We start from the raw sequence: 12,225 nt of genomic DNA on the forward strand, positions 1-12,225 counted from the left end.
CGCCGAATGAGAGATCATTGTCCGTCAGGCGAAAAAACAGCGCATTGTGTCGCGAGAAAGCGCGCGAACGTGTTTGCCGGGCGTCCGGCTATCTGCTGAACCGCCATGGTCGTCCTATCTTCGGCACCATGTGCGATGGCCTCGTCCATCCCGGCAAGTATCGACGCGTAATGTTGGGGGATGCCGAACCCGGCATAGCGAGCGACCAGTTGCTCCTTGGAAAGACGGCAATGACGTACAGGGCGGCCGACGGCTTGGGTGATCGCGTGTGCCGCCTCGTCATAGGTGACGGCTTCGGGTCCGGTAAGCACATGGTCGCCTGAAGCAAGCTTGGGATCGATCAGGACCTCTACTGCGACGGCAGCAATGTCAGCCGCATCTATGAACGGCACCCGACCGTCTTCCGTCGCGGAATATACGCGCCCTTCGTCGACAATCGAAGAAAGATGCTGGGTCGTGAAGTTCTGCATGAACCAGCTTGGGCGCAGCACGGTCCAGCACGATGCATGATCGTTTAGCCAAGCATGGACCTCGCCCATCATCGGGTCAGCCTCATCGAGCGACGAAGCACTCAACAGCACGAGCCGCCCCGACGCCTGTTCCAGCGATCGCTCCAGAAACGGAAGCATGACGGCAAGTTGGTCGGTTCGATCGGTCGGTGCAACGAGGTAAACGGAGGTCACGCCATCGAGCGCAGCGCCGTACGTCGTTGCATCCTGCCAGTCGAAACGGACCTGATCGACCGCCGAGGGATGCCTGGTCGCGATGCGCGCCTCAATGCCACGAACCGCGAGTTGCTCGGCAACGAGCCGGCCCGTCTTGCCAGTGCCGCCAGTGACCAGCACACGATCATTCATGGCCCGCCTCCGTGGCGACAAGCGCGTCGATGACATGAGCACCTCTGGTCGCTCGCAGAAGAACTAGCGGATTCCAGTAATCGCGATATCGGACGATGCGTCCGCCTGCCGTACGTATCACGGATATATAGCTCTGGTCATAGGGTTCGCCCGTCGCCGCGCCATGTCCGAAACCGTCGAACTCGATGACGACCACATCGGGATCGGTCGATGGATGCACGGTCGGCTCGCTCATCCGATCGAAGGCAATCATGTCGCCGACCCTTTCTAGATGCCGGGCGATTGCAGCCCGGCCATCAAGCCGGGTCGGGAAACCGGATGGCGCATAGGGAAACTCCATCACCGCGTCGTCGGCGACCATCTCCAGGTATGCGTCCGCGTCGGGATCGATCCGAGTGCCCAGCGCCTGGCGCAGCATGGACGAAAAGCTTTCAATATTGTCGGTCATCACCTACTCCTGAACCGTTGGAACGGCTGCGTTCCGTCCAAAGATAAGGACTTTTCGATGGAACGCAACCGTTCCGACGGTAATGCGAAGATTGGCCGATCGCCAAGCGGAGCAGCGGTGATACGCGCCGATGTGACCGAAGCGCTTACACGCGCTTTCTTCGCGGAATGGGCACGATCCGGATATTCGGGTCTGAGCCTGGAGCGGGTCGCGCGGTCGGCCGGGGTCGGGAAGGCCGCCCTTTACCGTCGGTGGCCAGAGAAGGCGGTGATGGCCAGCGATCTTCTTTCTCGCGTTGGTCTGACGATTACCGACGTAGGTGAGCACGGCTCGCTGGAGGAGGATCTGAAAGCGGTTCTGTTCGCCATCCGCCGGGTACTTCGCCATCCGCTTGTGAGGCGCATCGTCACGGACCTCCATGCCGAAATCGAGCGTGCCCCTGCACTGGACCGCGCGATTCGGCCATTCCAGCGTGCACGACGCGAACGGATCAACACGCTGCTAGACAGAGCGATCGAGCGGAAAGAAGTATCGCCTTTCATCGACCGCGAAACGGCAGCAGACCTTATCGCGGCGCCCCTCTACTGGCGCCTGGCGGTTTTGGGCGGACGATCAGACCGGGATCATATCCGGCGCCTTGCGCGAATGCTGGCCGCCGCCCTTTGCGCCGACGAATGATCTGCGTTTTTCCTAAAGGATACCCGCAGTTCCGACCTAGATGGTGCCTGCCTCGTTTCGCCCCCCATTCGCCTCGATCGGTGCCAACGCAGATCTACGCCCCCCCCGCTGTCGCTGATTGCTGACGCTGGTCGCAATACTGAATTGCGATATCACCATATTATCCTGGCAGGCGAGATGCGGCAGAGAAGGCGCGTCAAACTATTTGCAAGGATGAAAAATCGTGATCAGGATAACCGCCGTCGGTAACCTGGTGGCCGGCGCCATCGCGCTCGGGGTGCCTGTCGCCGCTGCCGCCAGCTCCGCCCGGCAGGTCGCCGCGCTACCCGCCCACACCATAATCCACTATCGCACCGCCAAGATCGATGGCGTCGACATCTTCTACCGGGAAGCAGGCCCCAAAGACGCGCCGACCGTGCTGCTGCTTCATGGATTTCCGAGTTCGTCCTTCCAGTATCGCAACCTGATCCCCGCGCTCGCGGACCGGTATCATGTCATCGCACCCGATTATCCGGGGTTCGGGCACTCAAGCGCACCGGACCACAAGATGTTCGCCTATACCTTTGCTCACTTTACCGACGTCACCGAGGCGCTGCTCGCGCGGATCGGCGTGTCGCGTTACACTATCTATCTTCAGGATTACGGCGCACCCGTCGGCTTGCGCCTCGCGCTGCGCCATCCAGATCGGGTTACCGGCTTGATCGTGCAGAATGGCAATGCGTATCGGGACGGTATCCAGGACTTCTGGAAGCCGGTTGAAAGGCTCTGGGCGGATCCGACCCCCACGAATCGCAACGCGCTGCGCAAGGTTCTTACGCCCGAGATGACCCGGTGGCAGTATCTGAACGGCAGCAAGGATCCTAGCCGGGTCGACCCAGACACCTGGCTGCACGATCAGGCCCTGCTCGACCGCCCGGGCAACGACGAAATCCAACTCGACCTGTTCAACGATTATAGGACGAACGTGTCAATGTATCCGGAGTTTCAGAGCTATTTCCGGACGCGCAAGCCACCGACCCTGATCGTCTGGGGGGAAAACGACGAGATTTTTCCAGTGGCGGGCGCCACGGCCTATCTGCGCGACAATCCGAACGCCGAATTGCACTTGCTCCAGTCGGGCCATTTCGCATTGGAAGACAGTGCAGGCGAGATCATCCCGCTGATCCGCGAATTCCTCGGTCGCACACTGCCGCCCCGCTGATACCGCTGCAGCTAACAGACTGTTGCCGCCGAGCGTCCTGTTCCTGTTTAGCGCCGTCTCTGCTGGCCTTGGGATAATAGTAACAATCATCCTGCGATCGACGCGTTCGGAACGGTCTGCGTGATCATGAGCGCCGACCGGTCGAACGGTCGGCACCCAGCTCGATTGTCCGCTTCTGGTCGTTATAAGCGACCGACAGCTTTTGTGCTGTCGCCAATCACATGTTTGGCGACGCAGCACCGTCCGCAACTTCACGACAATTAACGTGAACGCTGCATCGCACTATCTCCATATTGACGCGACTGTCCGACAAACCCTGTCGGTTTGAGAATGTATGCGACAACCTTGAAGGCATGGTTTTCCGTCAGGGGAGCAACGACCGCAATTTTTCCACGGCCTCACCAATCCCAGCAGTTCGCTATCGGTCAGGATCGCTCGCTGCCGGGCCGATCCCCGAAGTGCCCCGAATGGCCGGTCCGTCCGAAACCCGCCATTCACGGTGCTTCTCTGGAACGGCAGCTAAGTCCCAAAGCTTGCCATTCCAGCGCCGCTTTAGGGCGATCGCGAACCGATGAGTCAGTGTGTCCGGAATTGGAAAGCGTAAGAAGGGCGCTGAGCGTCCATGAATGGGTCTCCGCGCTCAAAGTTGGGCACTCTCAAATCCGCATTATGGTGCTGCCGATCAGGCGAAACCGAGTTCTACAGCGGTCAAATCCTGTCCCCGCAACCACTATCCCAAATAGCCCCAGTCCAGCCAGACAGGGGCTTTTTTGCGTTCTGAACCCCATTGCGTTCGACAACCGCAGTATCCGGTCCAGGTCGAAAACTACCGCAATGGGTCTAGCTCTCAGCCGATCCCATGTCAGACGCCAACACCAGTTGAAGATCGCCAAGACCGTCGTCGCCTATGATGCCGATGCGCAGGCAGGGCTGACCGCGGTGAACGCTCACCCGGCGTGCAACGGCAGACTGGGGACGTTCGGCGTGTGCCTTGGCGGCCATCTGGCGTATCGCGCAGCCCTCGATCCGCGCGTCTCCGCGGCGGCCTGCTTCTATCCGACCGACATTCATTCGGGTACGCTCGGAGAGGGGCGGTCAGACGACAGCCTTGAGCGCATGGCGGATCTCCAGGCCGAAACGCTTTTCGTTTGGGGGCGGCAGGATCCGCACGTCCCCTATACCGGGCGCGCCGTGATCCGCGCGCGGCTGGAGGAGGTTGGCGCATCGTATGAATGGCATGAGATGAACGCGCAGCATGCCTACCTGCGCGACGAGGGGCCGCGCTACGACCCCGCGCTTTTCCTGCAATCAATGGCGCTGACGTTCGACTTCTATCGCCGCACGCTGGGGTAATTCAGCGGGCGTGCGCTGGAGCCCGGATCATAAGCCCGATCAGCACACGCAGGATGCGGCGCGTTGCCGCGCCAAACGACCGCCGGGTCGACCCTTCGTTCTGCTGACGCCGCTGCTGTGTAGACGGCGCAGGCAATAGACCAATGAGCGTTGCGCCGGGTACGTGGCTGCAAATGTCTGGGATTATCTGCCAGCAACGAATAGTGTGATCTGTGGAAGAGGGCTCCTAGCCTTTAAGCAGCGCTAGGCGTTGTTAGGCCGACTTTTCTGCCGCGTGGCAGGACCGCGGGCACATTAGGCAGACAGGCGAGCGTGCCAAATCGCGACGGCATCGCGTCGCCAGCCGTTCAGTGACCCGCAAGATACTGCGCAACCGGGTCGATCATTTCCTTCGGGATGCGACGAGCGATCACCGGCATCGTGTACTGCGACTTTCGCGCATCGACCACCGTTTCGTCGCCGCGCCAGTTCCGCAGGCGTTGCGCGATGTAGCTGGCGCGCTGGCCGGCGAGCACTGGGTAGGGCTTGCCGGGCGCGTGGCAGCTTGCGCAGGCGGGAAGTTGGACCTTTGGCAGGCCTTCGCGGTCGATCCGTGCGGCCTCGACGCTGCCCGCGGGCTTGATCGCGCCGACTCCCGGCATCGCCGCAAAATGATCCGCCAGCCGCGTCATCTCGGCGGGCGTCAACGTCGCCGCGGCGTTCGCCATCACCGCGCTCTGGCGCTTGCCAGTCGCATAGGCTTCGAGCGCCCCTCGGAGATAGGCGGAGCTCTGGCCGCCGAGCACCGGCATGTCGGGCTGGCCGCGGCCACGACCGTCAATGCCGTGACAGCCCGCGCAGGTCGCGATTCTGGCGTCGGTCGACCCCGGCACTTCGGTCAGCGCGCGGTAGGTCGCGGGCGACATCTCGGGCAGCAGGCGGACGAACGCGACCATCCGGCGGACCTCGTCGTCGCTGTCCTTCGCCGCCCAGCCGGGCATGCCGGTATATTTGACGCCGTGCTTGAGGATCCAGAAGATCTGTTTGTCGGTCCATTCGCGCGCATTGACCGCAAGATCGGGGGCAGGGGGCGTCGCCGCCTGCATCACCGGGAGCGGGCGCACGCCGGGCGCGCCGTGGCACAACGCGCAGCTCGCCTTGAACAGACCCGCTGCGCTGACGAGCCCTTCGCGCGCCTTGGGATCGTCGGGCACGGTGAAGGCCGCATGCGTGCGCACCGAGTTGCGCATCGTCCAATGGAGGAACCAGTCGGTGACCTTCCAATGCCCCGACGACGCGGCGATGTTGAACACGCCCGACCAGGCGAACAAGAGGCCGGCGAGCGCCAGCGCGACGATGGCGGCGATCGCGCGCGCCCAGGTGATCCGGATCGTCATGCCGCAGCACTCCGTGTCTTCAACAAACCGCCGAGCATCGCGAGCCCGCCAAGGAAATAGCTCGCCGCGCCGATCATCAGCATGACGACGCTGCCGAGCTGCTGGTCCTCGAGCGGATCGAGACCGTGCGCGGCCGGATGCATCACCATCATGGCGTAGAGCGGCCGCGGGGCGAGGCCGATGAGTGCGCCAAGCAGCGTCATATGCATCGACGTCAGCAGCATCGCCGCGACCCCTGACGCGCGCCGGTCGGTAGCCCCGCCGGTTCGCGTGCCGAGCACCGCGCTCCACAGCAGCAGACCGGCGCCTAAAAAGCTCGCCTGTTCGATCAGCAACGCCAGCGGCTGCATGTCGACGCGCAGCCGCAGTACGGGGAGGTGCCAGAGCCACACCACGACCAGTTCGACCAGCGACATCGCCAGCGGCGTCACCACCGCCGGCCACCGCTCGGCCGGATCGAAGCGGCTGCCCGCGATACCGTAAGCGAGGAACGGCGCCGCCACCGCCACCGCGATCATGTGGCCGGCCATGTGCCCGACCATGCCGAGCGGCGCTGTGGCGAACGCCCAGCCGAGCGGGACCAGCACCGCGCCGAGCACCAGGCTCGCGCGTCTCATCGGCAATCGCCGAACATGATGACCGGCAGCGCGGTGAAGAGGACCGCGACGAAGCTCAGGCCCGCCAGCAACCGGGTCGACAGCGCGAGGAAGCGCAGCCGGTCGATCGCGGTCCCTTCGTCATGCGGCGCAGGGTCGCCCGGCGTCTGCGACTGGACGCGCGCGATATAGCCCGCCGCGACGATCCCCAGCAGCGCGACGATAGTCGCGATCAGCGTCGCCAGCGGAAACCCGTTCAGTGCCGTCCCCGGCGTCGGCGATTTCGCGCAGGTGACCGCGACCCACAGATAGCAGAACATGAAATGCACCGCCCAGATCGTCGGCGGGACGATCAGCGTCCACAGCGTGACCTGCAGGTCGCGCGCCCAGTGCTTCCGGTTCGAACCGGTTTTGCGGTCAGGCTCGGGCGTCGTCATGCGACACCTGGGAACAGGCCGATCGTGCAGAACGTCACGATGCCCGTCAGTGCGAGGAAATGGTGGTAGACGGTGATGTTGCGCAGATCGGCGTCATAGACCGGTGTCATCTTCCCCGCGAGGCTGCGCGCGAGCGTATAGGCCTGCATGATCACGCCGATCGCGGCGTGCACCGCGGTCCAGATCGCCAGCGTCCACACGATCGCGGGATAGACGTGCAGCTCGGGGTCCATTCCCGACACCCACGGTCCGGCAAGCCCGGCGAACAGGCTCGACAGCGTCGCGACGATCCCGACGACCAGCAACGCGCGGCCCGCAGCGACGTTACCGCGGCGATGCACTTCGCGCGCGCCGACCGTGGCCGCCCAGCCTGTCAGGGTCAGCGCCAGTGCGACCATCGGCCAGAACACACCTGGCCCATTCAATCCGGCGCCCGTGGGGGGGAAGTCGTTGTGGATCGTCCAGAAGAAGAAATAGCCGAACACCAGCCCCGAAAACGCGGTCGCGTCCGCCATCATCGTGATGAACATCGCCCACCAGCCCGGCGCCGACGGCCCCGAGGTGTAGAGCGGCACCTCGATGCCGTGGCCGATATGCTTGGTCGGTTTCTCGGGGATCTCGGCGGTGCCGGTCCACAGCCACCACAGCACGCAGGCGAGCGTCGCAACGCCGCTGAGCGCGGACAGGAGATAGAGGTGATAGGTCGTCAGGATGAACACGCCCGCCAGCGCGACCGCGGTCATCATCGGCTTCACGCTCGGCGTGCCGAGGCGGATCACCTGCAACGGCCGCGCGTCGAGCACGGTGGTGATGATCGACTCGCGGCGCATCTCCTCCGCGTCGGGCAGGAAGAAGCGGCCCTCGTCGACCTTCTGGACGAAGTTCTTCTGGTCCCAGATCGGATAGCGGCTCTCGATCAGCGGCACCGAGCGGATGCCCCAATCCTCGTCGTCGGGCAGCGCCAGCCATTCGAGCGTGCCCGCGTTCCACGGATTGCGCGGGGACTTGGCGCGGCGCGGCGACAGCGCGAGATCGATACAGACGATCAGCACGCCGAGCGCGAACAGGTACGACCCCGCGGTCGAGGCGAGGTTGAGCCCGCCGATCCCCAGTTCTTCGGGATAGGTGAACACGCGACGCGGCATCCCGAGCAGGCCGGACAGGTGCATCGGGAAGAAGGTCAGGTTCATGCCGACGAACATGATCCAGAACGCGATCCGCCCGAGCTTATCGCTCAGCTTCTTGCCGGTGATCAGCGGCCAGTAATAATAGAGCCCGGCGAACAGCGGCAGCAGCGTGCCGCCGATCAGAACATAATGGAGATGCGCGACGATGAAATAGGTGTCGTGCGCCTGCCAGTCGAACGGCGCGACCGCGACCATCACGCCGGTCAGCCCACCGATCACGAACACCGCCAGGCTGCCGCTCGCATAGAGCAACGGCGTCGATTTCTTGACGTTGCCCGCCCAGAGCGTCGCGATGAACACGAATATCTGCACGCCAGTCGGGATCGCCACCGCTTCGGAAGCGGCTGCGAAGAAGGCGAGGCTGATCTTCGGCAGCCCGGTCGTGAACATGTGGTGGACCCACAGCCCGAAGCTGAGGAACGCGGTGCCGACCGCGGCCAGCACGATCCACGGATAGCCGAGCAGGTGCCGCTGCGCGAACGTCGGGATCAGCATCGCGAACAGCGCGATCGACGGCAGGAAGACGATATAGACTTCGGGATGGCCGAAGATCCAGAACAGGTGCTGCCACAGCAGCGGGTCGCCGCCCTTTTCTGCGTTGAAGAACGGCCAGTTGAGCAGCCGCTCCATCTCGAACAGCACGTCGCCCGCGATCAGCGGTGGGAACGCGAACAGGATCATCACCGCGACGACCAGAATATACCAGGCGTACAGCGGCATGAGGTTGAGCCGCATCCCCGGTGGACGGCATTTGAGGACGCCGACGATCAGTTCGACTGCGGCTGCGACCGACGACACCTCGATGAAGCTGAGGCCCAGCATCCAGATATCCGCGCCGAGCCCGCTGAGATCGGTCCGCGTAGTCAGCGGCGGATACATGAACCAGCCGCCATCGGGCGCCGCGTCGAAGAAGATCGATCCGGACACGAACACGCCGCCGATCAGGAAGCTCCAGTATCCGAACGACGACAGTCGCGGGAACGGCAGATCGCGTGCGCCGAGCAGTTGCGGCAACAGGATGATCGAGACCGCCTCGAACATCGGCACTGCGAACAGGAACATCATCATCGAGCCGTGCAGCGTGAACAGCTGGTTGAACGTGTTCGCGGTGACCAGATCGTTGTTCGGCACCGCCAGCTGCGTGCGCATGATCAGCGCCAGCACGCCCGCGAACAGCATGAAGCCAAACGCGGTCAGCGTGTACCACACGCCGATCCGGTTGTTGTTGACGTCGGTCCAGCGGAAGAACCAGCCCGAGGGGGGCTTCCACACTTCCCGCAGGCGATCCTCCTGCGCCTTGCGGACGGCGGGATCATTCTGGTCGGGGGCAAAGTACGGGGTGCTCTCGGTGGTCATTTGAGCCCCTGGAGATAGCTGGCGATCTGGTCGGCTTCGGCGGCCGACATCTGCGGGAAGGCGGGCATGCGCACGCCGGGCTTGGTCTTGCCGGGATCGCGGACGAAGCCGACGATGTTGGCATGGGTCATCGGCAGGATGCCGGCGGCGAGCGTCGCGCGCGATCCGACATGCGTCAGGTCGGGGCCGATCTTGGCGACCGGGCCAACGCCACGGACGCTGTGACAGCCGCTGCAGCCATAGCTAGCGAACAGGCGCGCGCCGGGCGATGCGGTCGGCGTAGCAGGTCGCGCCTGGGCGGTAAGCCAGCGCTCGAACGCGGCAGGCTCCATCGCAACGACGTCGAACGCCATCAGCGCATGGCCCAGCCCGCAGAACTCGGCACAGACGCCGCGATACGTCCCCGCCTTGGTCGCGCGGACGATGAGGCGGTTGGTGCGGCCGGGGATCATGTCCATCTTGCCCGCAAGGCCCGGCACCCAGAAGCTGTGGATGACGTCGGTGCTGCGCAGCGACAGTTCGACGGTGCGGCCGACCGGCAGGCGCAGTTCGTTGGCTGCCTCCACCACCGAGCCGCCGGGCGGCGCGTACCGGACGCGCCACCAGAATTGCTCCCCCTCGATCCCGATCCGTAGATCGTTGCTGTCTACTTCGCGCGGGCGCATCGCGGGCAGCGCGTAAAGGAGCAGACCGAGCAGCAGTATCGAAGGACCGATTCCACCCAGCCATAGCACGAGCTTCATGCCGCCCTTGTGCGTCAGGCGTCCCTCGGGCGCGCGCATCGCATGACGCATCATCAAGGCGAGCCCGCCCGCGAGGCCGATGGCGCCAATAACTAGAACGATGGTGATCGAGAGGACCGTGTCCGCCTCTTCGCCGAACGGCGCGAGCGCCGACTGGTGCTGGTTGCACCCCGCCAAGAATGGCAGACATCCCCCCACGGAAAGTAAATTAGCCTTCCGTATCATCATTTTGCAGCCCTTCGTATATCCGCGTCCTCTAGCCGGGCTGACAGCGGCGCGTAAACTCAAAATGACAGAAATTTCATGCGATCCTGTCAACCCGCGCCGGCATATTTTGACATGACCTGCACTCTGCTGGGAGCCGCGCTTTAGATTGGCAGAAAATACCCAAATCGACGCCGAACTCGCGCGCCAATTCCCGATGATAACGGCCTTGAGGTTCTCGGGGAATTGATTGTGACCGGGTCTCAGCGCGCAAGCCCAACGTCACGGAGTTTCCGTGTTGTATACGATTATCAAACACGACGCGGGTCGTCGTGAGGGGGAACTGCAGTCGCCAGGGCCTTGGCGCGGACCAGTGTCGGCGTCGGGATAGAGAAAGCGCGCGTCCTGCCATAGCTTGATATAGCGTGCTGCGACGGTGGGCTTGGCTGCGCCGGTCTGGTCGAACAGGTGCGTGGCACGAGCGTTAAGGTGGTTCAGTTCAACGACGACCTGGCGTTCCGCATAGGCTGGCGTCATAGTCCCGAGCGAGCATTAGGGCTCGAGAGCGTACCAGTCCGCGCCGCCCCTGAAGCGTCCGAATCTGGGAGCGGAGAGGCGGTGTCGCGGAGACTTTCCAGTGCGGCGATCTGTTGATCCATCGTGGGATCTGGGAGCGCCCTCCGCGGAGCGTTGACCGTGCCGTCGAGCGACAGGCGTGGAAGGAGAATTCATGTTTCAGCGTCGGCGAGGATCGCGGCGGACTCTGCGTCGATCTTGGCTTGATCCGGACGTGTCGCCTTCTACGCGCCGGACCTAGGGGTGACGCGTTAGGGGCTGCATCCTGTGCGGCCGAACGTGGACATTGCGACTGCGGGGTTGATCGCCAGACCGGCACGGAGCGAACTGGGGCGGCCATCGGGTTACAAGGCGTATGGTGCGAAGGGGGCGAACAGACGGAGTGCTTCGTCTGCAGCGGTCGCCGCGGCTGCGGCGCGAGGGTGGCGTATAGACGGGGTGGTCTGGTCGTGCGCAGAGGCACGGACGAACATTGATCACGCCAGTCCCACGAATACTTCTCTGCGGTTGGGCGTCACCCCAGATACTTCCTTTCGTCCTTAGCGAGAACGAAGACTGTGACTCAAGGTAGGTGCGCTCCGTGGCTCCGCACGAACGGAATGGTGGTCACGCTACCGAAGGAGCGGGCGTTAAGACATTGGGAAAGCGTCATCGGGTGCGCATCACCGGGGCGTTGCCATGCGGTTGTCGGCTTGAGTGATCTCGGGCTCGTCATCGGTAAGCGCGACGCGGACGATCATTTTCGGAAGATCAACGTGGGTCGAGAGTGCATTTCTCAAGTTTGCAGTTTTGGGCTTGAGATCGAGCGGGGCGGCTTGCGGGGGGATGTGCGTGGTGGCGACGACCTAGCCCGTCGCATCTATTGACTCCGCACGGCCACCCGTCGCGTCTTTTGAGCCAACGGTGTGGACGGTGATCGCTACGCTATGCCCCTTCACGACCACGTGGTCCGTGCCGATGCCGATATCCGCACGCTGTTCCACCGGCGTGGCCGGCTTGACCAGCGCGAAGTCAATCACCGTCCTGCCGGGCCCGAACATGACTTCGGTGCTTGTGCCGCGTTCGAGCGTAATGGTCTGCGCAGACCTGATTGGTACGAGCGTTCTGCCGCCATGGATGCTGCTCAACGCCTCCACTGTCCAGCGTCCGACGGTGATGTTCCATGGGCGACATCGCAGCGCTCTTGGGTTGTTCGGTGGTGTTGTAGGCGATC

Annotated in this window: 11 protein-coding genes; 3 read left to right on the forward strand and 8 right to left on the reverse strand. The window is 63.5% G+C overall.

Features of this window, described 5'->3' with window-relative positions:
* Positions 1–14 precede the first annotated feature (14 nt).
* Positions 15–857: an NmrA family NAD(P)-binding protein gene (locus ASF00_RS05700; protein WP_055875633.1), complete on the reverse strand. Its 843-nt coding sequence runs from the start codon at positions 855–857 to the stop codon at positions 15–17.
* Entirely contained in the window at positions 850–1,305 is a 456-nt protein-coding gene (locus tag ASF00_RS05705) for a nuclear transport factor 2 family protein (RefSeq protein WP_235525637.1), read from the reverse strand. Before ASF00_RS05705 ends, ASF00_RS05700 begins: the two co-directional genes overlap by 8 nt.
* A 57-nt stretch (positions 1,306–1,362) precedes the next feature.
* Between ASF00_RS05705 and ASF00_RS05710 the strand changes: the two genes are divergently transcribed.
* From ASF00_RS05710 to ASF00_RS05720, 3 genes are all read left to right on the forward strand, one after another.
* Positions 1,363–1,983 (forward strand): TetR/AcrR family transcriptional regulator, encoded by a 621-nt coding sequence (locus ASF00_RS05710; protein WP_082463243.1) that lies wholly within the window; start codon positions 1,363–1,365, stop codon positions 1,981–1,983.
* A gap of 226 nt (positions 1,984–2,209) precedes the next feature.
* Positions 2,210–3,184, forward strand: a complete 975-nt coding sequence (locus tag ASF00_RS05715; protein ID WP_055877026.1) for an alpha/beta fold hydrolase — start codon at positions 2,210–2,212, stop codon at positions 3,182–3,184.
* Between the two features lie 879 nt (positions 3,185–4,063).
* On the forward strand, positions 4,064–4,537 hold the full coding sequence (locus tag ASF00_RS05720) for a dienelactone hydrolase family protein (RefSeq protein ID WP_235525638.1): 474 nt from the start codon (positions 4,064–4,066) through the stop codon (positions 4,535–4,537).
* A 347-nt stretch (positions 4,538–4,884) separates the two neighbouring features.
* On the opposite strand, the gene ASF00_RS05725 is transcribed toward ASF00_RS05720, so the two are convergent.
* The 6 genes from ASF00_RS05725 to ASF00_RS05750 all read right to left on the reverse strand — a co-directional run bounded on the left by ASF00_RS05725 (position 4,885) and on the right by ASF00_RS05750 (position 12,139).
* Entirely contained in the window at positions 4,885–5,913 is a 1,029-nt protein-coding gene (locus ASF00_RS05725; protein WP_055875636.1) for a c-type cytochrome, read from the reverse strand.
* Positions 5,910–6,530 (reverse strand): cytochrome c oxidase assembly protein, encoded by a 621-nt coding sequence (locus tag ASF00_RS05730; protein WP_055875639.1) that lies wholly within the window; start codon positions 6,528–6,530, stop codon positions 5,910–5,912. Before ASF00_RS05730 ends, ASF00_RS05725 begins: the two co-directional genes overlap by 4 nt.
* A complete protein-coding gene (locus ASF00_RS05735; RefSeq protein ID WP_055875641.1) occupies positions 6,527–6,946 on the reverse strand; it encodes a hypothetical protein in 420 nt (139 codons plus the stop codon). The genes ASF00_RS05730 and ASF00_RS05735 overlap by 4 nt, the downstream gene beginning before the upstream one ends.
* Positions 6,943–9,489 (reverse strand): cytochrome c oxidase subunit I, encoded by a 2,547-nt coding sequence (gene ctaD / locus ASF00_RS05740; protein ID WP_055875645.1) that lies wholly within the window; start codon positions 9,487–9,489, stop codon positions 6,943–6,945. Before ctaD ends, ASF00_RS05735 begins: the two co-directional genes overlap by 4 nt.
* Complete coding sequence (locus ASF00_RS05745) at positions 9,486–10,409, reverse strand: cytochrome c oxidase subunit II (RefSeq protein WP_327196350.1); 924 nt, start codon at positions 10,407–10,409, stop codon at positions 9,486–9,488. The genes ctaD and ASF00_RS05745 overlap by 4 nt, the downstream gene beginning before the upstream one ends.
* Positions 10,410–11,857: 1,448 nt before the next feature.
* Positions 11,858–12,139 carry a hypothetical protein gene (locus ASF00_RS05750; protein WP_156348197.1) on the reverse strand — a complete coding sequence of 94 codons (282 nt, stop codon included), beginning with the start codon at positions 12,137–12,139 and terminating at the stop codon, positions 11,858–11,860.
* Positions 12,140–12,225: the final 86 nt, after the last annotated feature.

Source organism: Sphingomonas sp. Leaf34 (assembly GCF_001421805.1).
Lineage (GTDB): Bacteria > Pseudomonadota > Alphaproteobacteria > Sphingomonadales > Sphingomonadaceae > Sphingomonas.

Excerpts from the sequence above, each read along its gene's own strand:
- ASF00_RS05700 (WP_055875633.1), bottom strand. The coding sequence starts at position 857 with ATGAATGATCGTGTGCTGGTCACTGGCGGCACTGGCAAGACGGGCCGG.
- ASF00_RS05705 (WP_235525637.1), bottom strand. The coding sequence starts at position 1,305 with ATGACCGACAATATTGAAAGCTTTTCGTCCATGCTGCGCCAGGCGCTG.
- ASF00_RS05710 (WP_082463243.1), top strand. The coding sequence starts at position 1,363 with ATGGAACGCAACCGTTCCGACGGTAATGCGAAGATTGGCCGATCGCCA.
- ASF00_RS05725 (WP_055875636.1), bottom strand. The coding sequence starts at position 5,913 with ATGACGATCCGGATCACCTGGGCGCGCGCGATCGCCGCCATCGTCGCG.
- ASF00_RS05730 (WP_055875639.1), bottom strand. The coding sequence starts at position 6,530 with ATGAGACGCGCGAGCCTGGTGCTCGGCGCGGTGCTGGTCCCGCTCGGC.
- ASF00_RS05735 (WP_055875641.1), bottom strand. The coding sequence starts at position 6,946 with ATGACGACGCCCGAGCCTGACCGCAAAACCGGTTCGAACCGGAAGCAC.
- ctaD (WP_055875645.1), bottom strand. The coding sequence starts at position 9,489 with ATGACCACCGAGAGCACCCCGTACTTTGCCCCCGACCAGAATGATCCC.